Consider the following 25,009-nt stretch of genomic DNA (forward strand, 5'->3'; position numbering starts at 1 on the left):
CGCCGTTTGCGGGGACCCGGGTGCGGAGACAACACCCTTGGGGGACCGCACACATGACCGGTCATCACCCCACCCACCACCGGACAGGACCTGAGGCCCGGAAGGCATGGGGAGCCGGCCATGGCGCTCGCGCAGCCCGAACAGGGCGGGGTGCTGGCGGGGCAGATCGATCCGCGCACCGGTACGCCGGAGGGCGCGCGGACCGGACCGCTGCGCGGCACACTCGCCACCACCGCCTGCATGGAGACCCTTCAGGTGGGATACCTGCACGCCGTCGCCGCCGCGGCCGGCTGCTCGCTCTCCCAGCCCTTTCCGGACAACGGCATCGACTGGCACGTCAGCCACGGCGCCCCCGAGCACGTCGTCGACGACGAGATCACCATCAAGGTGCAGTTGAAGGCGACCTACCAGATACCGCCCAGGCCGGCCGGGCCCACCTTCGCCTTCACCCTCGACAACGAGCACCTGGTGAAACTGGCCCGCACCCCGGTCGCCGTACACAAGATCCTCGTCGTGATGCTCGTCCCGCGGGAGCGCGACCAGTGGCTCGCCGCCGGGCACGACCGGCTCGACCTGCGGCACTGCTGCTACTGGACCAATCTCGCCGGACACCCCGTGACCGGCCGGCGGCGGACCACCGTACGGATCCCCACCACGCGGATCTTCGACGACCGGGCGCTGTGCGAGATCATGACCCGGGTCGGGTCGGGAGGGACACCTTGATGCACTGGCACTCGCCGAACCTCGAACCGCTGCCGTCCCCGGAGTTCGCCTCGGGGGCACCCGACCCCGCTCACGTCGATCCGGCGGTGCTCGGCGCGCTCCTGCACCGGCACGGCTGGCTGCGCCGGGGCGGAGCCGCCGGGCGGTACGGGCGCTGGACGCCGCCCGGGTACTCGGGGACCAGCCTGCTCGTCCCCGAGAGCCGGACCTTCCCCGACTGCGCCGACCTGCTGGAGGAGGCGCTCACCGCGCTCTCGCGCAGCGCGCTGCCCTCCGCGCGGGAGGTGCTCTACGGGCTGAGCGTGCCCAGCGACGAGATCCGCTGGGACCGGGAGATCCCGCAGGGGGCGTACGGGCTGCAGGGCGAGGCCGCGTGGACGGTGCAGGAGCAGCTGCGCTCGGCCGCCAGGCAGCTCCTGCTCGCCGGAGCCCTCGCCGAGCGGGCGCGGGCCGGCTACTACGGCGCCCGGCACCGGGCCCAGGCCGAACGGGCCCTGGACGGGGTCCTGGTGGGGCCGCATCCCGGCGGCCGGCGGCTGACGGCGTACGTGCCCGTGGACGGCGGGCGGGGCACCATGACCCGGCTCCACCACGCGTTGTACGCCGCCCGCGAAGCCGTGGACTACCAGCGGGCCACCGGTGGCATGGAGGCCTTCGACGCCGCCGTGCAGGCCGGAGTCAGCCGGGAGCTCGCCGACGCGCTGATCGCGCTGGTCCGGGGTTCGGAGGGAGCCCGGATCGCGCTGGCCTGGGCGCCGGCGGCGGGGGTCCCGGCGGGGTGCGCGGCCCGGCCCGAGCCGGTGGAGTTCTCGCCGGGCGACCTGCCGGTGCTGCGGGAGGCCGCGGCGCGGTACACCCGGGACGAGCCGGCCGTGCAGGTCCGGATCGTGGGGGCGGTGGTCCGGATGCGGCGCTCGGCACCGGGGGGCGGGGGCACGGTGCGGCTGCGGGTCCTGGCCGGGGCGGAGGTGCCGTACGTACGCGCCGCGCTCGACGAGGAGGCGTACCGGGTGGCGGGCCACGCGCACCTGGTGGGCCTGCCGGTCCGGGTCAGCGGGCGGTTGCAGCGGCGGGGCGGCTTCCGCAGGCTCTCCGATGCCACGGATGTGACGCCGGTCCCGCTGGACGAGGTGGAGCGGGACCGGCTGATGAAGTCGCTGGACGAGGCCTTGGACCCCGGGGACGTACTGCCGTCGGACGACTAGGTCCTGTCCGCCCGGACTGGGCTCAGGGCGGCGGCGCGGCGGCCCGGGCGAACCACTCGGGGTGCCGCTCGCGGACGTCGGCCATCGCCGGGAGGAACTTGCTCAGGGCCGACAGGAGGGGGCCGTCCGCGCCCTCCCTGATCTCCATCCGGTGGTGTCCGAACCTGAGGGTCGTGACGACGATGAGCACGTCCTCGTTGCTTCCCCCCAGATCGGTGACGGTCACCACGCGCTCGTGATGGGACGAGACGGACAGGGAGAGGCCTTCGAGCCGGGAGTACGGGACCCTCAGGAGCTTCGGGGAATTCAGAACGCAGAGATGCGTATCGGTGAACGCGACGGAGCGGCTCGCGCTGTTCGTGGCATAGCCGACCAACTGCTCCCCGTCGGCCATGTCGTACCGCTTTCTGAGCGTGGCCGCCATCCAGTCCCCGAGCATGGCCGTCATCCAGCCCGGACGTCCGGTACCCCGCACGGGGGTGAAGCCGCGGAGCATCAGCACCAGGCGAAGGGCGTCCGCGAACGTGGTGGGTTCGTGGCGGTGCCGCTCGATGTAGGCGTTCACCTCGGCGACGTCGTACCCGTGGTACTTCCGGCCGGCCTCGGTCCGGAAATAGGGCGGGGCGGCCTGCGACCACCGGTCGGGGTCGGCCACCGTGGCGATGACATGTGCCAAGCGGGCGTTGACGTCTCCGATGCGGTAGCCGGCGCTCTGAACGGTGGCGAAGGCGGGCCCTCCGGAAGGAGTGGCGGCCCGGGGGACCGGGACGCCCTCGGCGGGCGGCAGGGCGCGGTCCAGGGGGGCCGGTACCGGAATCGGCCGCGGTACCGGCTCCGGGATCGGATCCGGCTTCGGGGCCGGCGGTGAAAAGGCCCGGTTGCGTACGAGGGGGAAGGCACCCGCGCCCGTCTTGCCGCACTCCTGCGGGAGCGCGAGGCCCGTGTCCCACATGCGCCGGCGTACCTCGTGGTAGAGGTCGCTCGCCTCCAGCACCGGGCCGGCGCCGGGGACGCCCTCCTGCATGGCGGCCAGCAGGAAACCGGTGAAGGCGCTGTTCCTGGCCCCCGCAGGCGCCTTGGAGCGCCTGTCCTCCGGAGCCGAGGTCATGGAGTACACGCCCTTGACACGGGCTAGCTGGTCCCTGATCAGCTGGGACTCGGCGCCCATCAGGTCGGAGTGCGCCAGGCCGCTGAAGCAGGAGTCCAGGATCACGATCTTGACGTCCGCGCGGGACTGCTTGACGACGCCCGCCAGGTACGAGAACCGCAGGCTGCTCCAGTCCTGACCGGGTTCGCTCTCGGTCATGCTGAGGTGAAGATCGCCGGTGGCCGCGGCGATCAGGCCGTGGCCGCTGTAGTAGACCAGCAGGACGTCCTCCGCCTCCTCGGCGGCCGCCCTGACCGGCTCCATGATGTCCTGGGCCTTGTCCGGGTCGTCCACGAGCCGTACGTCGTCCGCCGCGAAGCCGCCCAGTGCCCCGTCGGTGAGGGCGGCTTTGAGGTCGCGGATGTTGCGCGCGGAGTGGGGGATCGGCTGGAGGTCCCGCGAGGTGTAGGACGCGGCGCCGATCAGCACCGCGCGCGCGGACCCGAAGGACGGGAAGGAGGGCCCGCTCACCGACCGTCCAGCTCGCGCACGATCCGGACGGCCACCTCGTCCGGGTCCTCGAGCCGGGAGGCGTCGATCTCCACCTCCTTCTCCCCGCTGCGCACGCGGATGCGCACCTGCCGGCGCCGGACGCCGGCCCAGGTGCCCAGCGAGGCCGCGACGGCGGTCAGGACGCCCTGCGGTTCGAGCAGCAGCTGGAGGGCCTCCGTCACCGGGCCCATGTCACCGTCCTCGACCGGCGCGGCCTGGGCGGTGATGGTGACCCGCCTGAGCTCCTGGTCCTGACGCAGCCACTGTTCCAGCCGGCGCAGCTCGTCGCCCGCCCCGTCGCCGGTCAGGCCGACCTGCACGATCATGGAGTACCCCCATATGTCGCAACTCGCAGGCCGCACATGCTAGTCAGGTTCCACCGGCGCCGCCGGTACTTCCCCGCAGACGGGGCGCTCCCTACGCGGCGCCGGCGCCGGCGGACGCACCCGCGCCGCGGGCGTGCGTGAACGAGGCCATGCGCAGACCCGGGACGGGGGAGAAGTCCTCGCCGCGGGTGAAGCCCAGGCGTGCGTAGAGCGTGACCGCGGGGGTGTTGGCCGCGCCCGTGGTGACCTCGACCGGGCGGTCCGGGAAGAGCTCGGTCAGCGCGTGGCGCAGCAGCAGGGAGGCGACGCCCCGGCGGAACCAGGCCGGGGCCACGCAGAGCCGGTCGATGCAGACGCCGCCGTCGGCCGTTTCCTCCCAGGCGAGGAAACCGGCGAGCTCCCCGGCTTCGGAGACGGCGCCGACCCAGCGCAGGTCCTGCGCCCGCATCTGCGCGAGGCTCTCGCTCAGCGCGGGGATGCCGTCAAAGCCGATCAGCTCCGCCTCCACCGCGTACGCGGCTCGCCCGATCCGGTGCGCTTCGGCCGCGGTGGCGTCGTCGGTCAGGTCCAGCGGGCGTATCTGCGGGCTCGGCATACGGCCACGCTACCCGTCCAGCCTCGCCGGCGTTTGAGGCGCGGGCTCTGGGGCGGGGCCCGCGGGGCTTCGGGGTGGGGCGGGGCCCCTCCGAGACGTCTCCTCGGCTCGCGAACCCCGAGCCGGACCGGTCAGTTGCCCAGTGGTGGGTTCGCTCGACCTGCGGGGACGTCCCGGAGGGTCCCCGCCCCACGGCGCGTCGGCGCAGCCGGAGCCCCTCCAGGGCCGGGGAGATCGGCCGCCAGGTAACCGTTTAGCGGCGCAGCCACTCCGCTCGGTACGATTCAGGCGCGCAGTGTTCGCTCGCGCACCCCCTGAGTCAGGAGAGACCGGTGTCAGACGTCCGTGTGATCATCCAACGCGATTCCGAGCGGGACGAGCGCGTGGTGGCCACGGGCACTACGGCGGCGGAGCTCTTCGCCGGCGAGCGCACCATCGTCGCCGCGCGCATCGCGGGGGAGCTCAAGGACCTCGCGTACGAAGTGAAGGACGGCGAGACCGTCGAGCCGGTGGAGATCTCCTCCGAGGACGGCCTCAACATCCTTCGCCACTCGACCGCGCACGTCATGGCGCAGGCCGTGCAGGAGCTGTTCCCCGAGGCCAAGCTGGGCATCGGCCCGCCGGTCCGGGACGGCTTCTACTACGACTTCGACGTGGCCAAGCCCTTCACTCCCGATGATCTGAAGACCATCGAGAAGAAGATGCAGGAGATCCAGAAGCGGGGCCAGAAGTTCTCCCGCCGCGTGGTCACCGACGAGGCGGCCCGCGAGGAGCTCGCCGACGAGCCGTACAAGCTGGAGCTCATCGGCATCAAGGGCTCCGCGTCCACCGACGACGGCGCGAACGTCGAGGTGGGCGGCGGCGAGCTGACCATCTACGACAACCTGGACGCGAAGACCGGCGACCTGTGCTGGAAGGACCTCTGCCGAGGCCCCCACCTGCCCACCACCCGGAACATCCCCGCGTTCAAGCTCATGCGCAACGCGGCCGCCTACTGGCGCGGCAGCGAGAAGAACCCCATGCTCCAGCGCATCTACGGCACCGCGTGGCCGTCGAAGGAGGAGCTGAAGGCCCACCTCGACTTCCTCGCCGAGGCCGAGAAGCGCGACCACCGCAAGCTCGGCAACGAGCTGGACCTCTTCTCCATCCCGGACGAGATCGGCTCCGGCCTCGCCGTCTTCCACCCGCGCGGCGGCATCATCCGCCGGACCATGGAGGACTACTCGCGCCGCCGGCACGAGGAGGAGGGCTACGAGTTCGTCTACTCCCCGCACGCCACCAAGGGCGCCCTCTTCGAGAAGAGCGGGCACCTGGACTGGTACGCGGAGGGCATGTACCCCCCCATGCAGCTCGACGGTGGTACCGACTACTACCTCAAGCCCATGAACTGCCCGATGCACAACCTGATCTTCGATGCGCGTGGCCGCTCCTATCGCGAGCTGCCGCTGCGTCTCTTCGAGTTCGGCACCGTGTACCGGTACGAGAAGTCCGGCGTCGTGCACGGGCTGACCCGCGCCCGGGGCTTCACCCAGGACGACGCGCACATCTACTGCACCCGTGAGCAGATGGCGGAGGAGCTCGACCGCACGCTCACCTTCGTGCTGAACCTGCTGCGCGACTACGGTCTGACCGACTTCTACCTGGAGCTGTCCACCAAGGACCCGGAGAAGTTCGTCGGCTCGGACGAGGTCTGGGAGGAGGCCACCGCGGTCCTCCAGCAGGTCGCCGAGAAGCAGGGTCTCCCGCTGACCCCCGACCCGGGCGGCGCGGCCTTCTACGGCCCGAAGATCTCGGTGCAGGCGCGGGACGCCATCGGCCGTACCTGGCAGATGTCGACCGTCCAGCTCGACTTCAACCTGCCGGAGCGCTTCAACCTGGAGTACACCGCGCCCGACGGCTCGCGCCAGCGGCCGGTCATGATCCACCGCGCGCTGTTCGGCTCGATCGAGCGGTTCTTCGCCGTGCTGCTGGAGCACTACGCGGGCGCCATGCCGCCGTGGCTGGCCCCGGTCCAGGCGGTCGGCATCCCGATCGGCGACGGGCACGTCGAGTACCTGCAGGAGTTCGCCGCCGCGGCGAAGAAGCAGGGCCTGCGGGTCGAGGTGGACGCCTCCTCCGACCGCATGCAGAAGAAGATCAGGAACCACCAGAAGCTCAAGGTTCCGTTCATGATCATCGTCGGTGACGAGGACATGGCCGCGGGCACGGTCTCCTTCCGCTACCGCGACGGTTCGCAGGAGAACGGCATCGCCAAGGACGAGGCGCTGGCCAAGCTGGCCAAGGTCGTCGCGGACCGCGTCCAGGTCTGATGCGTCGGTGGAAGGCCCCCGGGAAGTGATCACTTTCCGGGGGCCTTCCTCGTAGCCGAAGGCAAGGTCATATGCTTGCCGCCATGACGACTGAGCCGGAGCAGCAGATCGGTGTGGGCACGCAGGACGCGTTCCAGCGTCTGTGGACGCCCCACCGGATGGCCTACATCCAGGGGGAGAACAAGCCGACCGGCCCGGAGGCCGGGGACGGCTGTCCCTTCTGCGGGATTCCGGAGATGTCCGACGTGGACGGCCTGGTCGTGGCCCGGGGCAAGCACGTCTACGCCGTGCTGAACCTCTACCCGTACAACGGCGGGCACCTGATGGTCGTCCCGTACCGGCACGTGGCCGACTACACCGAGCTCGACTCCCCGGAGACGGCCGAGCTCGCCGATCTCACCAAGCGGGCGATGGTCGCGCTGCGCAAGGCCTCCGGCGCGCACGGTTTCAACATCGGCATGAACCAGGGCGCGGCCGCCGGGGCCGGCATCGCCGCGCACCTGCACCAGCACATCGTGCCCCGCTGGGGCGGGGACACGAACTTCATGCCGGTCGTCGGCCACACCAAGGTGCTGCCCCAACTCCTCGCGGACACCCGCCAGATGCTGGCCGACGCCTGGCCCGTCGGCTAGGTCCTGTCCGGGGGCGTGTCCGGGCGCGTCTCGCGCCACGTCTCCAGCACGGCCTCGGCGTCGAACTCGGTCAGGCCCAGCGGCGGACCCGGCGGGGGCATGCGCAGGGCCGCGGCGATCTTCTCGTTGATCTCCGTGAGGATGGCCCGTACCCGGCGTTCGGAACGGGCCGCCCGGACCGCCTCCATGGCGTCCTCGGCCTCCTTGCGCAGCGCGAGCGCCGGAGGCAGGACGGCGAAGCCCTCGCGGTGCATCTTGCCCTTGATCCACCACAGCTCGTCGTAGGGCTCGTCGAGCGACGCCAGCGGCTTTCCCCAGCCCGGCAGGTTCTCGAAGTCGCCGCGCTCGGCCGCCTCCCGGATCTGCCGGTCCACCCAGGACTCGACGCTGACACCAGGCGGCTTGCGCTCGGTCATGGTCCCTCCTCGGGAGTCGCCCCGGCCTTCAGCCTACCTACGCGTCGTACACGTCCGCCTTGCGCGGCGCCGGCTCCTGGATGAGGCCGCTCATGATCGAGGAGCGGTTGGTGAACTTGTCGGTGTCGACGCCGTTCTCCTCCAGGACCTTGAAGGTCGCGGCGTGGATCGACCGCAGGACCGGGGCCACCGTGCGCAGGGCGTCGTCGGCCATGAACCGGTGGCGCCACATGGAGCTCGCCCAGACGTGGCGCAGGCCGAAGGGCTCGGGCAGGACCAGCTTGCCGCCGAAGAAGTCGAGGATCGGCGGGTACCAGGTCAGCGGGGCGCGCACGGCCAGGCGCACCACCTCCTGGGCGTTCACCAGCGGCAGCGGGCGCTCCACGGTCTCCCAGAAGCGGATGCTCTTGGGCACCTCCACCACCGGGGCCGCGGACTTCGTCGTGAACAGGCCGTGTACGGGGCCCAGGGCGTGCGCGGTGACGTCGACGCGCAGGGTCTTGTAGAGCACGGTGACCGTGACCAGCATGTTGATGACCAGCTGGCCGTCCCAGAGCGGGTACTGGATGCCCAGGTAGTGCCGGTTGCCGGCGCTGAACTGCTGCTCGTTGCAGATCCGGGTGATCTCGTGCGGCTTGATGAGGAAGGCCTCGACGTTCTCGCCGGTGGGGCGGGCCACCTCGGCGGCGCCTTCGCCGATCGGGGTGACGATCCAGTGCTGGATCGCGGCGGGCGGGAAGCCGCCGGTGTGCAGGGGGCCGCGCTCCAGCTTGCGGAGCTGGGTGTCGATCGCGCGTATGACGTCCCAGCTGCGGAAGGGGTGGATCTCCATGCCCTCGACCTTGGGGGCGAGCTCCTCGGCCATCTGCCAGCTGCCCCACCGGGTGCCCATGCCGAGTATGCCCTTGGGGCCCGCGTAGAAGACCTGGTTGCTGCGGTCCTCCGCGGTGAGCTTGGCCAGTTGGTGGCGCAGGTCCTCGCGCGCCTTCTCGTCGGGGTTGCCGGGCACGGCCTCCGGGATCTTGGCTCCGACCCCGCCGCCGGACAGCAGCCCGTCCCAGCGGGCCCGCAGGTCCCGTGCGGTGGCCTCGCAGGTCCGGCGGGCGAGCAGCCAGCCCAGGACCGGGGCGATGATCACGCCGCGCGCGTAGAAGCCGAGGACACCGGTGAGCGGCAGCTTGAACATCAGGACGGCCGCCACGATGCCGACGCCGACCAGCACCGCGGTGCTGATCGCGGATCCGCGCTTGCCCTCCTTGGAAGCCAGGCTCTTGCGGAGCTGGAACAGGCCCAGCCAGAGCAGCAGACCGGGCAGGAACAGCACGCCGCAGACCAGCATGATCAGCCGGAGCCTGCGGTCCCGCTCCTTGCGGATGTGGGAGGCGGCCAGGCAGTGCTCCACCACGGACTGCGGATCGGCGCCGAAGGACTGGATGAGGGGCTTGCGGCCCGGGGCCAGGGTGCGGGCCTCGACGGCCCGGCAGAAGGCCTCGCCGAGGCTGGGCTCGAAGAGGGAGATCTTCGGGGGCTTGACCGTCGCGGGGTGGTTCTCGCTGTTGGCGGTGAGTATCTTCTCCAGTTTGCTGTCGTTTCCGCCGTCGCGGTACGCGGCCGAGGCGAGGGCGTTGGTCGCCGCCGTCTGCCCACTGCCGCCCTGGAGAGGAATCTGCGCCCCGGGCCTGAAGTCGAATCCGTCGTCCGCCACCGCTGCCCCCATCGCTGTGCGTTCGTGCTCTTTTGGTGCGCCGATGAGCCTATCGGCGGATCTCCCCCCATGGTCATGGGACAGGGAAATGCCGCCCACCGCAAGAAGGTTGGGTGGGCGACTCTTCCGACGCTATGTCAGTCAGCTTCCCTTCTCGGCCTGTTCGCGCACCTTGTCCGCGATCTGTGGGGGCATGGGTTCGTGCCGGGCGTAGGCCCGGGCGAAGCGGCCGGTGCCGTGCGAGACGGAGCGCAGCTCGACGGCGTAGCGGCCGATCTCGATCTCGGGGATCTCGGCGCGTACCCGGGTGCGCCCGGCGCCGGCCTGGTCGGTGCCGACGACGCGGCCGCGCCGGCCCGCGAGGTCGCTCATGACCGGGCCGACGTATTCGTCGGGGACGAGGACGGCGAGCTCGGCGACCGGTTCGAGCAGGTCGATGCGGGCCTCGGCGGCGGCCTCGCGCAGGGCCAGGGCCCCGGCGGTCTGGAAGGCGGCGTCGGAGGAGTCCACCGAGTGCGCCTTGCCGTCGAGGAGGGTGATCCGCACGTCGACCAGCGGGTATCCGGCCGCGACCCCGCGGGCGGCCTGGGTGCGTACGCCCTTCTCCACGGACGGGATGAACTGGCGGGGCACCGCGCCGCCGACGACCTTGTCGACGAACTCGATGCCGCTGCCCGGCGGGAGCGGCTCCACCTCGATCTCGCAGATCGCGAACTGGCCGTGGCCGCCGGACTGTTTGACGTGCCGGCCGCGGCCGGCGGCCTTGGCGCCGAAGGTCTCGCGCAGGCTCACCTTGTGCGGGACGGGGTCGACCTGGACGCCGTACCGGGTGCGCAGCCGTTCCAGGGCGACGTCCTGGTGCGCCTCGCCGAGGCACCAGAGGACGACCTGGTGGGTGTGCGGGTTCTGCTCCAGCCGCATGGTGGGGTCCTCGGCGACGAGCCGGGCCAGGCCCTGGGAGAGCTTGTCCTCGTCGGCCTTGCTGTGGGCCTCGACGGCGAGGGGGAGCAGCGGGTCGGGCATGGTCCAGGGCTCCATGAGGAGCGGTTGGTCCTTGGCGGAGAGGGTGTCTCCGGTCTCCGCGCGGGAGAGCTTGGCCACGCAGGCCAGGTCCCCGGCGATGCACCGGGTGAGGGTGCGCTGCTGTTTGCCGAAGGGGGAGCTGAGGGCGCCGATCCGCTCGTCGACATCGTGGTCCTCGTGGCCGCGGTCGGCGAGGCCGTGCCCGCTGACGTGCACGGTCTCCTCGGGGTTCAGGGTGCCGGAGAAGACGCGTACGAGGGAGACGCGGCCGACGTAGGGGTCGGAGGAGGTCTTGACGACCTCGGCGACGAGGGGGCCGGCGGGATCGCAGGTGACGGCGGGGCGGGCGGAGCCGTCGGGGGCGCGGACGGTGAGGGCGGCGCGTTCCACGGGGGTGGGGAAGCCGCCTGTGATCAGTTCGAGGAGTTCGACCGTGCCGAGGCCCTGCTTGGCGCCGTCGGTGGCGGGAGCGGCCATCAGGACGGGGTGGAAGGTGCCGCGGGCGACGGCGCGCTCCAGGTCGTCCACGAGGGTCTTGATGTCGATGTCCTCGCCGCCGAGGTAGCGGTCCATGAGGCTCTCGTCCTCGCTCTCCGCGATGATCCCCTCGATGAGGCGGGAGCGGGCGTCGGCGATGAGGGCGAGCTCGGCGGGGTCCGGGTCGCGCTCCACGCGCTCGCCGGAGGCGTACTCGTAGACGCGCTGGGAGAGCAGGCCGAGGAGGCCGGTGACGGGGGCGTGCCCGTCGGGGCCGGCCGCTCCGTGCAGGGGGAGGTAGAGCGGGATGACCGCGTCGGGATCCTCGGCGCCGAAGATCTCGCCGCAGACGGTGGTCATCTGCGTGTAGTCGGAGCGGGCGGCCTCCAGGTGCGTCACGACGATGGCGCGGGGCATGCCGACGGCCTCGCACTCGTCCCAGACCATGCGGGTGGCCCCGTCGATCCCGTCCGAGGCCGAGGCGACGAAAAGGGCCGCGTCCGCGGCGCGCAGACCGGCCCTGAGTTCCCCGACGAAGTCGGCGTATCCGGGGGTGTCCAGGATGTTGATCTTGATTCCGCCCCATTCGACCGGGACGAGGGAGAGCTGGATCGAGCGTTGCCGGCGGTGTTCGATCTCGTCGTAGTCGGAGACGGTGGCACCGTCCTCGACCCGGCCCGCCCGGTTGACCGCTCCGGCGGTCAGGGCGAGGGCTTCGACCAGCGTGGTCTTGCCGGATCCGCTGTGGCCGACCAGCACGACATTCCGGATGGCGGAGGGGCGGTCGGCCGTCAGTGCCCTGCCGGCGGCTCCGGCTTGGTGTGATGTGGCTCCCATGGTGCTCGTGCCTCCCGGTGGTGACGGAGGAATACGCGGTTCTTCGAGCTTTGCACTGCTGTCACACCGCGTCCATACGTCGTACCGGGGACGGCCCCGGGAGCGCCCCGGAGCCGGTCCGCGACGTGAAGTACGTCTTACATGGCGCGAACCGGTGGGTGCGCGGCATCCGGGCGGCGGCGCGCTGGCTACGATGGGCCCGCCGGTGGCCGTGGTGGCCGTGCGGCCCAGCGACCCTCCGGGAAGGCCATGCTGAACAAGTACGCGCGTGCATTCTTCACGCGTGTTCTCACGCCATTCGCCGCATTTCTGCTCCGGCGGGGGGTGAGCCCGGACGCGGTCACCCTGATCGGCACGGCCGGAGTGGTGGCGGGAGCGCTGGTCTTCTTCCCCCGGGGGGAGTTCTTCTGGGGCACCATCACCATCACCCTCTTCGTCTTCTCCGACCTGGTGGACGGGAACATGGCCCGCCAGGCCGGGGTCTCCAGCCGCTGGGGAGCGTTCCTCGACTCCACCCTCGACCGGGTGGCCGACTCGGCGATCTTCGGCGGTCTCGCGCTCTGGTACGCGGGCTCCGGGAACGACAACGTGCTGTGCGCGGTGGCGATCTTCTGCCTGGCCAGCGGCCAGGTGGTCTCGTACACGAAGGCGCGCGGCGAGTCGATCGGGCTGCCGGTGGCCGTCAACGGGCTCATCGAACGGGCCGAGCGCCTGGTGATCTCGCTGGTCGCGGCCGGCCTGTCGGGCCTGGAGACCTTCGGGGTGCCGTCCTGGATCGGGGTGCTCCTGCCGATCGCCCTGTGGGTCGTCGCGGTGGGCTCGCTCGTCACGCTGATCCAGCGGGTGGTCACCGTACGCCGCGAGTCGGCGGAGGCCGACGCCGAGGCCGCGACCGCCGAGGGCGGCGCGGCCTGATGGGCACCGCGCAGGACAAGCTGGTCGACGGGCTGTACGGGCTCGGCTGGGCCGGGGTCAAGAAGCTGCCCGAACCGGCCGCGGTGGCCCTGGGGCGGCGGATCGCGGACTTCGCGTGGAAGCGGCGCGGCAAGAGCGTGCTGCGGCTGGAGTCGAATCTGGCGCGGGTGGTGCCCGAGGCCGGGCCGGAGCGGCTGCGCGAGCTCTCCAAGGCCGGCATGCGCTCGTACATGCGGTACTGGATGGAGTCCTTCCGGCTGCCGACGATGGACCCGAAGCGGTTCAGCACGGACGTCGAGTTCAAGGACGAGCACCTGCTGCGCGAGGCCCTCGCCTCCGGGCGCGGGGTGATCGTCGCCCTGCCGCACCTGGCCAACTGGGACCTCGCCGGGGCCTGGGCCATCGGACACGTCGGAGTGCCCTTCACCACGGTCGCCGAGCGGCTCAAGCCCGAGTCCCTCTACGACCGCTTCGTGGCCTACCGGGAGAGCCTGGGCATGGAGGTCCTGCCGCACAGCGGCGGCGCCGCCTTCGGCACCCTCGCCCGCCGGCTGCGCTCCGGTGGCATGGTCTGCCTGGTCGCGGACCGGGACCTGTCGGCCTCCGGGGTCGAGGTGGACTTCTTCGGCTCCACGGCGCGCATGCCGGCCGGCCCGGCGCTGCTGGCCCAGCAGACCGGCGCGGTACTGCTTCCGGCCACCTTGCACTACGGGGACACCCCGAAGATGTACGGCCGGATCCACGCCGAGGTGGAGGAGCCCAGGACCGGCACCCGGGTCGAGAAGACCGCCGCGATGACCCAGGCCGTGGCGGACGTCTTCGCGTGGGGCATCGCCGAGCACCCGGAGGACTGGCACATGCTGCAGCGGCTGTGGCTGGACGACCTGACCGATCAGGGGGAGCGCGCGCAGTGAAGATCGGCATCGTGTGCCCGTACTCGTGGGACGTGCCGGGCGGGGTCCAGTTCCACATCCGCGACCTGGCCGAGCACCTGATCCGCCTCGGCCACGAGGTGTCGGTCCTGGCCCCGGCGGACGAGGACACCCCGCTGCCGCCGTACGTCGTCTCGGCGGGGCGGGCGGTGCCGGTTCCGTACAACGGTTCGGTGGCCCGGCTGAACTTCGGGTTCCTGTCGGCGGCCCGGGTGCGGCGCTGGCTGCAGGACGGCTCCTTCGACGTGATCCACATCCACGAGCCGACCTCCCCCTCGCTGGGCCTGCTGACCTGCTGGGCGGCGCAGGGGCCGATCGTGGCGACCTTCCACACCTCGAACCCGCGGTCCCGCGCGATGATCGCCGCGTACCCGATTCTGCAGCCGGCGCTGGAGAAGATCAGCGCACGGATCGCGGTGAGCGAGTACGCGCGGCGCACCCTGGTGGAGCACCTCGGCGGGGACGCGGTGGTGATCCCGAACGGGGTCGACGTGGACTTCTTCGCCGAGGCCGAGCCGAAGGCCGAGTGGTCCGGCGGGACGCTGGGCTTCATCGGCCGCATCGACGAACCGCGCAAGGGCCTGCCCGTGCTGATGGCGGCCTTCCCCAAGATCGTGGAGGCCTGTCCGGACGTACGGCTCCTGGTGGCGGGCCGCGGTGACGAGGAGGAGGCGGTGGCCTCGCTGCCCGCGGACCTCCGCTCGCGCGTCGAATTCCTCGGCATGGTCTCGGACGAGGACAAGGCGCGGCTGCTGCGCAGCGTCGACGTGTACGTCGCCCCGAACACGGGCGGCGAGAGCTTCGGCATCATCCTGGTCGAGGCGCTGTCGGCGGGTGCCGCGGTGCTGGCCTCGGACCTGGACGCCTTCGCGCAGGTCCTGGACCAGGGCGGGGCGGGCGACCTCTTCGCCAACGAGAACGCCGACGCCCTGGCGACGGCGGCGATCACCCTGCTGCGCGATCCGGCCCGCCGCGCGCAGCTCAGCGCCCGCGGCTCGGCGCACGTCCGGCGCTTCGACTGGTCCACGGTCGGCGCGGACATCCTGGCCGTCTACGAGACGGTGACGGACGGTGCGACGGCCGTCGACACGGACGAGCGGGTGCCGCTGCGCACCCGGCTCGGCTTCTCGCGGGACGCGTAGGGGGTGTCCCGGCGGCACCAGCCGGCGGATCACGACCCTGACGGATCCCGCGGCGGGCCGGTGAGGGGCGATGGGCACCGGGGGCGCGTGGAGCGGTAGGGTCGCGCAGCGTGATCGAAACCCTTGTCTGGATTGCCCTGGCTCTCGGTGTCATCGGGGTCTACCTCAGCTGGACCGCCGGCCGGCTGGACCGGCTGCACTCGCGGATGGACGCCGCGAAGGCCGCGCTCGACGCGCAGCTCGTGCGGCGGGCCTCCGTGGTGCTGGAGGTGGCCACCTCCGGGGTGCTGGACCCCGCCTCCTCCCTGGTGCTGTACGAGGCCGCGCACGCCGCCCGGCAGGCCGAGGAGGAGCACCGCGAGGTCGCCGAGAGCGAGCTCAGCCAGGCGCTGCGGGCGGTCTTCGCCGACGCCGCCCAGGTCGAGGTGCTGAAGGCGGCTCCGGGTGGGGCCGGGGCCACCGAGGAGCTGGCCGCGGCGGTTCGCCGGGTGCCCATGGCGCGCAGGTTCCACAATGACTCCGTACGGGCCGCCCGCGCCCTGCGCAGGCACCGCAAGGTCCGCTGGTTCCGCCTGGCGGGCCACGCCCCCTTCCCGCTCGCCTTCGAAATGGACGACGAGCCTCCGGTGGACCTGGCCGACCGGCCCGCGTAGGGCCGCAAGGGGCGGGCCAGGGCAAGATGGGGGCAACGCAAGGGGCGGGCCAGGGCCGCCGGGGACAAGTGGAAGAGCCACTGACTCCACATTGGCCCTTGTAGTGGCCTGATCGGTGGGGTTTCCTCTGCCAGTAGTACCCGTCCCTTTTCGAGTTCACTTCGAGTGAGGTCAATCCGTGAGCACGCTTCCCACCTCCCCCCAGTCCGCCGAGTCGGCCATCGGCACCTCGCGCGTCAAGCGCGGCATGGCCGAGCAGCTCAAGGGCGGCGTGATCATGGACGTGGTCAACGCCGAGCAGGCGAAGATCGCCGAGGACGCCGGCGCCGTGGCCGTCATGGCCCTGGAGCGGGTCCCGGCCGACATCCGCAAGGACGGCGGGGTCGCCCGCATGTCGGACCCGAACATGATCGAAGAGATCATCGAGGCCGTCTCCATCCCCGTGATGGCCAAGTCCCGCATCGGCCACTTCGTCGAGGCCCAGGTCCTGCAGTCCCTCGGCGTCGACTACATCGACGAGTCCGAGGTCCTGACCCCGGCCGACGAGGTCAACCACTCCGACAAGTGGGCGTTCACCACCCCCTTCGTCTGTGGCGCCACCAACCTGGGCGAGGCCCTGCGCCGCATCGCCGAGGGCGCGGCCATGATCCGCTCGAAGGGCGAGGCCGGCACGGGCAACGTCGTCGAGGCCGTCCGCCACCTGCGTCAGATCAAGAACGAGATCGCCAAGCTGCGCGGCTTCGACAACAACGAGCTGTACGCCGCCGCCAAGGAGCTGCGCGCCCCGTACGAGCTCGTCAAGGAAGTTGCCGAGCTCGGCAAGCTCCCCGTCGTGCTGTTCTCCGCCGGTGGCGTCGCCACCCCGGCCGACGCCGCCCTGATGCGCCAGCTCGGCGCCGAGGGTGTCTTCGTCGGCTCCGGCATCTTCAAGTCGGGCGACCCGGCCAAGCGCGCCGCCGCCATCGTGAAGGCCACCACCTTCTACGACGACCCGAAGATCATCGCGGACGCGTCCCGCAACCTGGGCGAGGCCATGGTCGGCATCAACTGCGACACCCTCCCCGAGGCCGAGCGCTACGCCAACCGCGGCTGGTAATCACGTCATGACGAACACCCCAGTCATCGGTGTCCTGGCTCTCCAGGGCGATGTACGGGAGCACCTGATCGCCCTGGCCTCGGCGGACGCCGTGGCCAGGCCGGTCCGGCGTCCGGAGGAGCTCGCCGAGGTCGACGCCCTGGTGATCCCCGGCGGCGAGTCCACCACCATGTCGAAGCTCGCCGTGCTGTTCGGCATGCTGGAGCCGCTGCGCGAGCGCGTGGCCGCAGGCATGCCCGTGTACGGCACCTGCGCCGGCATGATCATGCTGGCGGACAAGCTCCTGGACGGCCGTGAGGACCAGGAGACCCTGGGCGGCATCGACATGATCGTCCGCCGCAACGCCTTCGGCCGTCAGAACGAGTCCTTCGAGGCGAAGATCGACTTCGCGGGCATAGCGGACGGCCCGGTCGAGGGCGTCTTCATCCGCGCCCCGTGGGTCGAGTCCGTCGGCGGCGCCGCCGAGGTGCTCGCCACGTACGACGGCCACACGGTCGCCGTGCGCCAGGGCAACGTCCTCGCGACCTCGTTCCACCCCGAGCTGACCGGCGACGACCGCGTTCACGCGTACTTCGTCGACATGGTGCGCGCGGGGCTGTAACGGCGTCCCGGTAGGATCTGAGGCGAACACTGTTGGTGACGCGAAGGAGACAGGCAGATGTCCGGCCACTCTAAATGGGCTACGACGAAGCACAAGAAGGCCGTGGTTGACGCCAAGCGCGGCAAGCTCTTCGCGAAGCTGATCAAGAACATCGAGGTCGCGGCCCGTATGGGCGGCGCCGACATCGATGGCAACCCGACGCTCTTCGACGCCATCCAGAAGGCCAAGAAGAGCTCGGTCCCGAACAAGAACATCGACTCCGCGGTCAAGCGCGGCGGCGGCCTCGAGGCCGGCGGCGCCGACTACGAGACGATCATGTACGAAGGCTACGGTCCGAACGGTGTCGCGGTGCTCATCGAGTGCCTCACCGACAACCGCAACCGTGCCGCGTCCGACGTGCGTGTCGCCATGACCCGCAACGGCGGCTCGATGGCCGACCCGGGCTCGGTCTCGTACCTGTTCAACCGTAAGGGTGTCGTCCTCCTGCCCAAGGGCGAGCTCTCCGAGGACGACGTGCTGGAGACGGTGCTCGAGGCGGGTGCCGAAGAGGTCAACGACCTCGGCGAGAGCTTCGAGATCATCAGCGAGGCCACCGACATGGTCGCGGTCCGTACCGCGCTCCAGGAGGCGGGCATCGACTACGACTCGGCCGACTCCAACTTCCTGCCGACCATGCAGGTCGAGCTGGACGAAGAGGGCGCGCGCAAGATCTTCAAGCTGATCGACGCGCTGGAGGACAGCGACGACGTGCAGAACGTCTTCGCCAACTTCGACGTCTCGGACGAGGTCATGGAGAAGGTCGACGCCTAAAGCGTCACGCGTCTTCGCGGCGGGCCGACAGGACACACCCTGTCGCCCCGCCGCTTTGTCAGTGGTGCCCGATAGCCTGCACCGGACGGACAGATGATCGAAGAGCAGGGGTGGGCGAGTGCGCGTACTCGGTGTGGACCCGGGGCTGACGCGGTGCGGTGTCGGCGTCGTCGAGGGTGTCGCCGGCCGCCCCCTGACCATGCTCGGAGTGGGGGTCGTACGGACGCCCGCGGACGCCGAGTTGGGCCACCGGCTGGTCGCCATCGAGCAGGGCATCGAGGAATGGCTCGATGCGCACCGGCCCGAAGTCGTCGCCGTGGAGCGGGTGTTCAGCCAGCACAACGTCAGCACCGTGATGGGCACCGCCCAGGCGAGCGCCGTCGCCATGCTGTGCGCGGCGCGCCGCGGCATACCGGTCGCCCTGCACACCCCGAGCGAGGTCAAGGCCGCCGTCACCGGCAGCGGCCGGGCCGACAAGGCGCAGGTCGGCGCGATGGTCACCCGCCTGCTGCGGCTGGCCGAACCGCCCAAGCCCGCGGACGCCGCCGACGCCCTCGCCCTCGCCATCTGCCACATCTGGCGGGCCCCCGCCCAGAACCGCCTCCAGCAGGCGGTCGCCCTGCATGCCTCTGGCTCGAAAGGCCGTACCCGATGATCGCCTTCGTCAGCGGCCCGGTCGCCGCGCTCGCCCCCACCCTCGCCGTGATCGAGGTCGGGGGGGTGGGCATGGCCGTGCAGTGCACGCCGAACACCATCGCCGGCCTGCGGATGGGGGAGCAGGCCCGGCTGGCCACGTCGCTGGTCGTACGGGAGGACTCGCTCACGCTCTACGGCTTCGCCGACGACGACGAGCGGCAGGTCTTCGAGCTGCTGCAGACCGCGAGCGGGGTCGGGCCGAGGCTGGCGCAGGCGATGCTCGGGGTGCACAGCCCGGACGCGCTGCGGCTGGCCGTCTCCACGGGGGACGAGAAGGCGCTGACGGCGGTGCCGGGCATCGGCAAGAAGGGCGCGCAGAAGCTGCTGCTGGAGCTGAAGGACAAGCTGGGCGCCCCGCTGGGTTCGAGCGGCCTGGTGGGGGCGCAGCGGGCCGCCGCGTCGGGGCCGGCCCCGTGGACGGAGCAGCTCGCCGCGGCGCTGATCGGGCTCGGATACGCCTCCCGTGAGGCCGACGAAGCCGTCTCGGCGGTGACGCCGCAGGCCGAGGCGGCCATCGCCGCCGGCGGTTCGGCCCCTGTACCGCAGCTCCTGCGGGCCGCCCTCCAGTCCCTGAACCGCGCCAGGTGACGCCCGTGCGGCGCCGTTGCCGGGGGCCGGCCCCCGGACCCCCGCGCCTCAAACGCCGGCGGGGCTGGATTGTGTCGGCGGGGGCTGGAGTATTCAGCCTCGCCGGCGTTTGAGGCGCGGGTCCGGGCGGAGCCCGGGACACGGCGAAGGGGCGGGGTGGGGGAGTGCCCCGCAGGGACCGGCCCGCACCCGGCAGACCACCGTACGAACCGAGAAGGCAGACTGACACCGTGAACTGGGACGACGAGACCGACGCCGAGACCGAGCGCCTGGTGGCGGCCGCCGCAGACGGCGAGGACACGGCCGTCGAGGCGGCCCTGCGGCCCAAGGACCTCGGTGAGTTCGTCGGGCAGGAGAAGGTCCGCCAGCAGCTGGACCTCGTCCTCAAGGCGGCCCGCCAGCGCGGAGCCACCGCCGACCACGTCCTGCTCTCCGGCGCGCCCGGCCTCGGCAAGACCACGCTGTCCATGATCATCGCCGCCGAGATGGGCGCGCCCATCCGGATCACGTCCGGCCCCGCCATCCAGCACGCCGGAGACCTCGCCGCCATCCTGTCCTCCCTCCAGGAGGGCGAGGTGCTCTTCCTCGACGAGATCCACCGCATGTCCCGGCCCGCCGAGGAGATGCTCTACATGGCCATGGAGGACTTCCGCGTCGACGTGATCGTCGGCAAGGGGCCGGGCGCCACCGCCATTCCCCTGGAGCTGCCGCCCTTCACCCTCGTCGGGGCGACCACCCGTGCCGGCCTGCTGCCGCCCCCGCTGCGGGACCGCTTCGGCTTCACCGGGCACATGGAGTTCTACGCCCCTGCGGAGCTGGAGCGCGTCATCCACCGCTCCGCCCGCCTCCTCGACGTCGAGATCGACACCGCCGGCGCCGCCGAGATCGCCGGGCGCTCCCGCGGCACCCCGCGCATCGCCAACCGGCTGCTGCGCCGCGTCCGCGACTACGCCCAGGTACGGGCCGACGGGGTGATCACCCGCGAGGTGGCCGGTACCGCCCTCCAGGTGTACGAGGTGGACGCGCGCGGGCTCGACCGGCTGGACCGGGCCGTGCTGGAGGCGCTGCTGAAGCTGTTCGGCGGCGGGCCCGTCGGGCTGTCCACCCTCGCCGTGGCCGTCGGCGAGGAGCGGGAGACCGTGGAGGAGGTCGCCGAGCCCTTCCTGGTACGGGAGGGGCTGCTCGCGCGTACCCCCCGCGGGCGGGTCGCGACGCCCGCCGCATGGGCCCACCTGGGGCTTGTTCCGCCGCAGCACGGCGGGAGCGGATCAAGCGGACAACAGGGCTTGTTCGGGGCCTGACGGCGCGGAGGTTCGCCCCCTCAGGAACTGCGGTGCCATGCTGGGCGTTGTTCCATCGGTGCGGACTCGCCTAGACTCCGCCGATGCCGACCCTTCGGGTCGGTATGCCCACCCCCCGTAGAAAAGGCCGCCGTCCGCGTGCGGTCGTGCGAAGGATCACCGTCCCGTGAGTCTCATGACACTCCTCCCGTTCATCGTGCTCATCGGCGCGATGTTCCTGATGACCCGCTCCGCGAAGAAGAAGCAGCAGGCAGCCGCGCAGATGCGCGACCACATGACGCCCGGCACCGGGGTCCGCACCATCGGCGGCATGTACGCCACGGTGAAGGAGATCGGTGACGACACGGTCACCCTCGAGGTGGCTCCCGGCGTCCACGCGATCTTCGCCAAGAACGCCATCGGCGCCGTTCTCGAGGATGCGGAGTACAACCGCATCGTCCACGGCATCGGCGATGACGTGACGACCGACACGCCGGTCGTCCCGGACGACGCCTCCTCCCTCACCAAGGGCGAGGATGAGGCGCCGAAGCTCGACCTGGGCAAGAAGGACGCCCCCGAGGGCGACGACGAGCCCAAGGACGGCAAGGCAGACGGCGAGGCCGGCGCGAAGTAGCGCTCGGCCGGGGACCGCGAGGGCGTCAGACCGGCGACCGTCGCGGCCCCGGTCAGTGACCCACTTCTGCGGGGGGCAGGGGTCCCCACCACACATTTTCGTGGCCGTCCGCGCGCTGACCCGGCGCGGGGCGGTTGGACAGGGAGAAACGACAAGGTGGCAGCACCGAAGAAGGGCCGGCGGCCCACGGGGGCTCAGGGGAGGCCGGGGCGCGCCCTGGCGATCATCCTGATCGCGATGGTGGCGCTCACCGCGGGGATGTTCCTCTCGAAGCAGACGACTCCCCGGCTCGGCATCGACCTCGCCGGCGGCACGAGCATCACGCTCAAGGCCAAGAGCGAGCCCGGCAAAGAGAGCGCCGTCAACGAGACCAACATGAACACGGCGGTCGGCATCATCGAGCGCCGCGTCAACGGGCTCGGCGTGTCGGAGGCCGAGGTCCAGACACAGGGCCGCGACCACATCATCGTGAACATCCCCAAGGGGACGAACGAAGAGCAGGCGCGTCAGCAGGTCGGTACCACCGCCCAGCTGTACTTCCGCCCGGTCCTGGCCTTCGCGGACGGCGCCCCGGTCGCCCCCGAGGGCACCCAGAGCCCGAGCCCCTCCGCGAGCGGCTCCGGCGCCCCCAAGGCCGGGGACGGCAAGACCAGTCCCTCGGCCACCCCGTCGTCCAGCGCCACTTCCCAGGGCCGCGCGCTCAGCGAGGCCCTCAAGGCCCCGGCCGCGCCCACTCCCTCGCCCTCGGCGAGCGAGTCGAAGAAGGCAGACGACAAGGCTCCGTCCCCCTCCGCCTCCACGCCGCCCACGGGCGACGAGGCGGCGGCCGCCGCCCTGCAGGCGAAGTTCGCGGCGCTGGACTGCAACGACGAGGCGCAGCGTGCCGCCGCAGGCAAGGGCGCCAAGCCCGAGGAGCCGATGCTCGCCTGTGGCAAGCGCGGCAACGCCTGGGGCAAGTGGGTCCTCGGTCCGGCGCAGGTCAACGGCCAGGACGTGAAGGACGCCAAGGGCGTCATCGACCCGCAGCGCGGTCAGTGGATCGTCACCATGCAGTTCACCGACAAGGGCGCCGACAAGTTCGCCAAGATCACCGGTGAGCTGGCCACCAAGCAGATGCCGCAGAACCAGTTCGCGATCGTGCTCGACGGCGAGGTCATCTCCGACCCGTCCGTGAGCCAGGCGCTGACCGGCGGCAACGCCGAGATCTCCGGCGGCTTCAACCAGCAGTCCGCGCAGGACCTGGGCAACATGCTCTCGTACGGCGCCCTGCCGCTGTCCTTCCAGGAGGACAGCGTCACCACCGTCACCGCCGCGCTCGGCGGCGAGCAGCTGAAGGCCGGCCTGATCGCGGGCGCGATCGGCCTCCTCCTCGTGGTGCTCTACCTGCTGATCTACTACCGGGGCCTGGCGCTCGTCGCGATCGTCAGCCTCCTGGTCTCCGCGATCCTGACCTACACGATCATGGCGCTGCTCGGAAAGGGCATCGGCTTCGCGCTGAACCTGCCCGCCGTCTGCGGTGCGATCGTGGCGATCGGCATCACGGCGGACTCGTTCATCGTGTACTTCGAACGCATCCGGGACGAGATCCGCGAGGGACGCACCCTGCGTCCGGCCGTCGAGCGCGCCTGGCCCCGTGCCCGCCGCACGATCCTGGTCTCCGACTTCGTGTCGTTCCTGGCGGCTGCGGTGCTGTTCATCGTCACCGTCGGCAAGGTGCAGGGCTTCGCCTTCACGCTGGGTCTGACCACCGTGCTCGACGTGGTCGTGGTGTTCCTCTTCACCAAGCCCGTCATGACGCTGCTGGCGCGTACGAAGTTCTTCGCCAGCGGTCACCCGTGGTCCGGGCTCGACCCCAAGCGGCTCGGCGCCAAGCCCCCGCTGCGCCGGTCCCGCCGTACCGGTTCCGCCCCCGCCCCCGTCGACGCAAAGGAGGCGTGAGAGATGTCGAAGCTGGGAGATCTCGGCGCCAAGCTGTACCGCGGTGAGGTCGGCTACGACTTCGTCGGCAAGCGCTTTCTCTGGTACGGCGTTTCCATCCTGATCACCATCACGGCGATCGTGGCCCTGGCCGTTCAGGGCCTCAACATGGGCATCGAGTTCAAGGGCGGTGCCGTCTTCACCACCCCGAAGACGGCCGTCTCGGTCGCCAAGGCGACGGAGGACGCGGAAAAGGCCTCCGGCCACGACGCGATCGTCCAGGAACTCGGCACCGGCGGCCTGCGGATCCAGATCTCCGGTCTGGACACCGACTCCGCGACCACCGTGAAGAAGCAGCTCGCCACCGACCTCCAGGTCACCGAGAAGGACATCAACGCGGACCTGGTCGGCCCCAGCTGGGGCGAGCAGATCGCCAACAAGGCCTGGACGGGCCTCGGGATCTTCATGATCCTCGTGGTGATCTACCTGGCCATCGCCTTCGAGTGGCGGATGGCGGTCGCGGCACTGATCGCCCTGATCCACGACCTCACGATCACCGTCGGCATCTACGCGCTCGTCGGCTTCGAGGTCACCCCCGGTACGGTCATCGGTCTGCTGACGATCCTCGGTTACTCGCTCTACGACACCGTCGTCGTCTTCGACGGTCTCAAGGAGGGGTCGAAGGACATCACCAAGCAGACCCGCTGGACGTACAGCGAGATCGCCAACCGCAGCATCAACGGCACGCTGGTCCGCTCGATCAACACCACGGTCGTGGCGCTGCTCCCGGTCGCGGCCCTGCTGTTCATCGGTGGCGGCTTCCTTGACGCCGGCATGCTGAACGACATCTCGCTGTCGCTGTTCGTCGGCCTCGCGGCCGGTGCGTACTCCTCGATCTTCATCGCGACCCCGCTGGTCGTGGACCTCAAGGAGCGCGAGCCGGCGATGAAGGCGCTGAAGAAGCGGGTGCTCGCGAAGCGGGCGGCCGCGGCGGCCAAGGGCGAGTCCCCGGACGAGGCCTACGAGGCCGAGGACGAGCCGCAGGTCGTGGCGCAGGGCCGGTCGGGGCGGCGGCGGTGACCGAGGTCCTGTCCGAGGACGTCCGGGCGCTGCTGCTCAGCCGGATCAAGGACGTGCCGGACTACCCGAAGCAGGGCGTGATGTTCAAGGACATCACCCCCCTGCTGGCGGACCCCGAGGCGTTCGCCGCGCTGACGCGGGCCCTGGTGGAACTGGCCGGGCTGTACGGCGCGACGAAGATCGTCGGGCTGGAGGCGCGGGGGTTCATCCTGGCGGCTCCGGTGGCCGTACAGGCCGGGATCGGCTTCGTGCCGGTACGCAAGGCCGGAAAGCTGCCGGGCGCGACGCTCGCGCAGTCGTACGAGCTGGAGTACGGCACCGCGGAGATCGAGGTCCACGCGGAGGATCTGGCGGCCGGTGACCGGGTCATGGTCATCGACGACGTGCTGGCCACCGGTGGTACCGCCGAGGCCTCGCTCTCGCTCATCCGGCGCGCCGGGGCCGAGGTCGCGGGCGTGGCGGTGCTGATGGAACTGTCGTTCCTCCCGGGGCGGGCCAAGCTGGCCAGCGCCCTTGGGGCTGCGCCGCTGGACGCGCTGATCGTGGTCTGACCCTTGCTGCGCGAAGCGGCGGGTATCCGGGACATCCCGGGTGCCCGCCGCTTTCGTCTGCGCCGCCGTTGTCCGGGGGCGCCGCCCCCGGACCCTCCCCCTGGCTGCGTCGGGGGGACCCCCAGCGCCTCAAACGCCAGCGGGGCTATATTTCAGCCTCGCCGGCGTTTGAGGCGCGGGGTCTGGGGCGGAGCCCCGGCAGCGGACCCGCACTCGAAGGAGGCTCG

The 25,009-nt window shown here is 71.3% G+C and carries 24 protein-coding genes; 18 read left to right on the top strand and 6 right to left on the bottom strand.

What is annotated here, in order from left to right:
- Positions 1 to 120 precede the first annotated feature (120 nt).
- Complete coding sequence (locus tag ACZ45T_RS07555) at positions 121 to 723, top strand: DUF4365 domain-containing protein (RefSeq protein ID WP_468438426.1); 603 nt, start codon at positions 121 to 123, stop codon at positions 721 to 723.
- The gene (locus ACZ45T_RS07560; RefSeq protein ID WP_468438428.1) at positions 723 to 1,928 is read left to right on the top strand and encodes a hypothetical protein; all 1,206 of its coding nucleotides are present in this window, start codon (positions 723 to 725) and stop codon (positions 1,926 to 1,928) included. Before ACZ45T_RS07555 ends, ACZ45T_RS07560 begins: the two co-directional genes overlap by 1 nt.
- A 22-nt stretch (positions 1,929 to 1,950) precedes the next feature.
- Here ACZ45T_RS07560 and ACZ45T_RS07565 read toward each other — a convergent pair whose 3' ends face one another.
- From ACZ45T_RS07565 to ACZ45T_RS07575, 3 genes are all read right to left on the bottom strand, one after another.
- On the bottom strand, positions 1,951 to 3,546 hold the full coding sequence (locus tag ACZ45T_RS07565; protein WP_468438430.1) for a caspase family protein: 1,596 nt from the start codon (positions 3,544 to 3,546) through the stop codon (positions 1,951 to 1,953).
- Positions 3,543 to 3,893 carry an effector-associated constant component EACC1 gene (locus ACZ45T_RS07570; protein ID WP_468438432.1) on the bottom strand — a complete coding sequence of 117 codons (351 nt, stop codon included), beginning with the start codon at positions 3,891 to 3,893 and terminating at the stop codon, positions 3,543 to 3,545. Before ACZ45T_RS07570 ends, ACZ45T_RS07565 begins: the two co-directional genes overlap by 4 nt.
- A 91-nt stretch (positions 3,894 to 3,984) precedes the next feature.
- Positions 3,985 to 4,488: a GNAT family N-acetyltransferase gene (locus tag ACZ45T_RS07575; RefSeq protein WP_468438434.1), complete on the bottom strand. Its 504-nt coding sequence runs from the start codon at positions 4,486 to 4,488 to the stop codon at positions 3,985 to 3,987.
- A gap of 332 nt (positions 4,489 to 4,820) precedes the next feature.
- Between ACZ45T_RS07575 and thrS the strand changes: the two genes are divergently transcribed.
- Complete coding sequence (gene thrS, locus ACZ45T_RS07580; protein ID WP_468438436.1) at positions 4,821 to 6,797, top strand: threonine--tRNA ligase; 1,977 nt, start codon at positions 4,821 to 4,823, stop codon at positions 6,795 to 6,797.
- 71 nt (positions 6,798 to 6,868) lie between these two features.
- A complete protein-coding gene (locus ACZ45T_RS07585) occupies positions 6,869 to 7,429 on the top strand; it encodes an HIT family protein (RefSeq protein WP_468438438.1) in 561 nt (186 codons plus the stop codon).
- Here ACZ45T_RS07585 and ACZ45T_RS07590 read toward each other — a convergent pair.
- The 3 genes from ACZ45T_RS07590 to ACZ45T_RS07600 all read right to left on the bottom strand — a co-directional run bounded on the left by ACZ45T_RS07590 (position 7,426) and on the right by ACZ45T_RS07600 (position 11,887).
- On the bottom strand, positions 7,426 to 7,845 hold the full coding sequence (locus tag ACZ45T_RS07590) for a DnaJ family domain-containing protein (RefSeq protein ID WP_468438440.1): 420 nt from the start codon (positions 7,843 to 7,845) through the stop codon (positions 7,426 to 7,428). The two genes, ACZ45T_RS07585 and ACZ45T_RS07590, sit on opposite strands and share 4 nt — an antisense overlap.
- A 37-nt stretch (positions 7,846 to 7,882) precedes the next feature.
- Positions 7,883 to 9,550, bottom strand: a complete 1,668-nt coding sequence (locus ACZ45T_RS07595; protein ID WP_468438442.1) for a hypothetical protein — start codon at positions 9,548 to 9,550, stop codon at positions 7,883 to 7,885.
- Positions 9,551 to 9,691: 141 nt separating this feature from the next.
- The gene (locus ACZ45T_RS07600; protein ID WP_468438444.1) at positions 9,692 to 11,887 is read right to left on the bottom strand and encodes an elongation factor G-like protein EF-G2; all 2,196 of its coding nucleotides are present in this window, start codon (positions 11,885 to 11,887) and stop codon (positions 9,692 to 9,694) included.
- Positions 11,888 to 12,136: 249 nt separating this feature from the next.
- Here ACZ45T_RS07600 and pgsA point away from each other — a divergent pair, with 249 nt between their 5' ends.
- The 14 genes from pgsA (at position 12,137) to ACZ45T_RS07670 (ending at position 24,782) form a co-directional block, all read left to right on the top strand.
- Positions 12,137 to 12,802 (top strand): phosphatidylinositol phosphate synthase, encoded by a 666-nt coding sequence (gene pgsA, locus ACZ45T_RS07605; RefSeq protein ID WP_468438446.1) that lies wholly within the window; start codon positions 12,137 to 12,139, stop codon positions 12,800 to 12,802.
- A complete protein-coding gene (locus ACZ45T_RS07610) occupies positions 12,802 to 13,716 on the top strand; it encodes a phosphatidylinositol mannoside acyltransferase (RefSeq protein ID WP_468438448.1) in 915 nt (304 codons plus the stop codon). The genes pgsA and ACZ45T_RS07610 overlap by 1 nt, the downstream gene beginning before the upstream one ends.
- The gene (locus ACZ45T_RS07615) at positions 13,713 to 14,876 is read left to right on the top strand and encodes a glycosyltransferase family 4 protein (RefSeq protein WP_468438450.1); all 1,164 of its coding nucleotides are present in this window, start codon (positions 13,713 to 13,715) and stop codon (positions 14,874 to 14,876) included. The genes ACZ45T_RS07610 and ACZ45T_RS07615 overlap by 4 nt, the downstream gene beginning before the upstream one ends.
- 110 nt (positions 14,877 to 14,986) lie before the next feature.
- The gene (locus ACZ45T_RS07620) at positions 14,987 to 15,529 is read left to right on the top strand and encodes a hypothetical protein (protein ID WP_468438452.1); all 543 of its coding nucleotides are present in this window, start codon (positions 14,987 to 14,989) and stop codon (positions 15,527 to 15,529) included.
- Positions 15,530 to 15,707: 178 nt separating this feature from the next.
- Complete coding sequence (gene pdxS, locus ACZ45T_RS07625) at positions 15,708 to 16,625, top strand: pyridoxal 5'-phosphate synthase lyase subunit PdxS (RefSeq protein ID WP_215018835.1); 918 nt, start codon at positions 15,708 to 15,710, stop codon at positions 16,623 to 16,625.
- A gap of 7 nt (positions 16,626 to 16,632) precedes the next feature.
- Positions 16,633 to 17,226 (top strand): pyridoxal 5'-phosphate synthase glutaminase subunit PdxT, encoded by a 594-nt coding sequence (gene pdxT / locus ACZ45T_RS07630; protein WP_468438454.1) that lies wholly within the window; start codon positions 16,633 to 16,635, stop codon positions 17,224 to 17,226.
- A 57-nt stretch (positions 17,227 to 17,283) separates the two neighbouring features.
- On the top strand, positions 17,284 to 18,036 hold the full coding sequence (locus ACZ45T_RS07635) for a YebC/PmpR family DNA-binding transcriptional regulator (protein ID WP_008740481.1): 753 nt from the start codon (positions 17,284 to 17,286) through the stop codon (positions 18,034 to 18,036).
- A gap of 118 nt (positions 18,037 to 18,154) precedes the next feature.
- Complete coding sequence (gene ruvC / locus ACZ45T_RS07640) at positions 18,155 to 18,691, top strand: crossover junction endodeoxyribonuclease RuvC (RefSeq protein WP_468438457.1); 537 nt, start codon at positions 18,155 to 18,157, stop codon at positions 18,689 to 18,691.
- Complete coding sequence (ruvA, locus tag ACZ45T_RS07645; RefSeq protein WP_468438459.1) at positions 18,688 to 19,320, top strand: Holliday junction branch migration protein RuvA; 633 nt, start codon at positions 18,688 to 18,690, stop codon at positions 19,318 to 19,320. Before ruvC ends, ruvA begins: the two co-directional genes overlap by 4 nt.
- Positions 19,321 to 19,550: 230 nt before the next feature.
- Positions 19,551 to 20,621 carry a Holliday junction branch migration DNA helicase RuvB gene (gene ruvB / locus ACZ45T_RS07650; protein ID WP_468438461.1) on the top strand — a complete coding sequence of 357 codons (1,071 nt, stop codon included), beginning with the start codon at positions 19,551 to 19,553 and terminating at the stop codon, positions 20,619 to 20,621.
- Positions 20,622 to 20,787: 166 nt separating this feature from the next.
- Positions 20,788 to 21,234: a preprotein translocase subunit YajC gene (gene yajC, locus ACZ45T_RS07655; RefSeq protein ID WP_468438463.1), complete on the top strand. Its 447-nt coding sequence runs from the start codon at positions 20,788 to 20,790 to the stop codon at positions 21,232 to 21,234.
- 156 nt (positions 21,235 to 21,390) lie between these two features.
- Positions 21,391 to 23,172, top strand: a complete 1,782-nt coding sequence (secD, locus tag ACZ45T_RS07660; protein ID WP_468438465.1) for a protein translocase subunit SecD — start codon at positions 21,391 to 21,393, stop codon at positions 23,170 to 23,172.
- 3 nt (positions 23,173 to 23,175) lie between these two features.
- Complete coding sequence (secF, locus tag ACZ45T_RS07665) at positions 23,176 to 24,231, top strand: protein translocase subunit SecF (protein WP_468438467.1); 1,056 nt, start codon at positions 23,176 to 23,178, stop codon at positions 24,229 to 24,231.
- Complete coding sequence (locus ACZ45T_RS07670) at positions 24,228 to 24,782, top strand: adenine phosphoribosyltransferase (protein WP_468438469.1); 555 nt, start codon at positions 24,228 to 24,230, stop codon at positions 24,780 to 24,782. The genes secF and ACZ45T_RS07670 overlap by 4 nt, the downstream gene beginning before the upstream one ends.
- Positions 24,783 to 25,009: the final 227 nt, after the last annotated feature.

Source organism: Streptomyces sp. NPDC030995, from assembly GCF_055571215.1.

Excerpts from the sequence above, each read along its gene's own strand:
- ACZ45T_RS07610 (WP_468438448.1), top strand. The coding sequence starts at position 12,802 with ATGGGCACCGCGCAGGACAAGCTGGTCGACGGGCTGTACGGGCTCGGC.
- ACZ45T_RS07560 (WP_468438428.1), top strand. The coding sequence starts at position 723 with ATGCACTGGCACTCGCCGAACCTCGAACCGCTGCCGTCCCCGGAGTTC.
- ACZ45T_RS07555 (WP_468438426.1), top strand. The coding sequence starts at position 121 with ATGGCGCTCGCGCAGCCCGAACAGGGCGGGGTGCTGGCGGGGCAGATC.
- ACZ45T_RS07575 (WP_468438434.1), bottom strand. The coding sequence starts at position 4,488 with ATGCCGAGCCCGCAGATACGCCCGCTGGACCTGACCGACGACGCCACC.
- ACZ45T_RS07585 (WP_468438438.1), top strand. The coding sequence starts at position 6,869 with ATGCTTGCCGCCATGACGACTGAGCCGGAGCAGCAGATCGGTGTGGGC.
- secF (WP_468438467.1), top strand. The coding sequence starts at position 23,176 with ATGTCGAAGCTGGGAGATCTCGGCGCCAAGCTGTACCGCGGTGAGGTC.
- ACZ45T_RS07635 (WP_008740481.1), top strand. The coding sequence starts at position 17,284 with ATGTCCGGCCACTCTAAATGGGCTACGACGAAGCACAAGAAGGCCGTG.
- ACZ45T_RS07590 (WP_468438440.1), bottom strand. The coding sequence starts at position 7,845 with ATGACCGAGCGCAAGCCGCCTGGTGTCAGCGTCGAGTCCTGGGTGGAC.
- ruvA (WP_468438459.1), top strand. The coding sequence starts at position 18,688 with ATGATCGCCTTCGTCAGCGGCCCGGTCGCCGCGCTCGCCCCCACCCTC.
- pgsA (WP_468438446.1), top strand. The coding sequence starts at position 12,137 with ATGCTGAACAAGTACGCGCGTGCATTCTTCACGCGTGTTCTCACGCCA.
- ACZ45T_RS07570 (WP_468438432.1), bottom strand. The coding sequence starts at position 3,893 with ATGATCGTGCAGGTCGGCCTGACCGGCGACGGGGCGGGCGACGAGCTG.
- ACZ45T_RS07600 (WP_468438444.1), bottom strand. The coding sequence starts at position 11,887 with ATGGGAGCCACATCACACCAAGCCGGAGCCGCCGGCAGGGCACTGACG.
- pdxT (WP_468438454.1), top strand. The coding sequence starts at position 16,633 with ATGACGAACACCCCAGTCATCGGTGTCCTGGCTCTCCAGGGCGATGTA.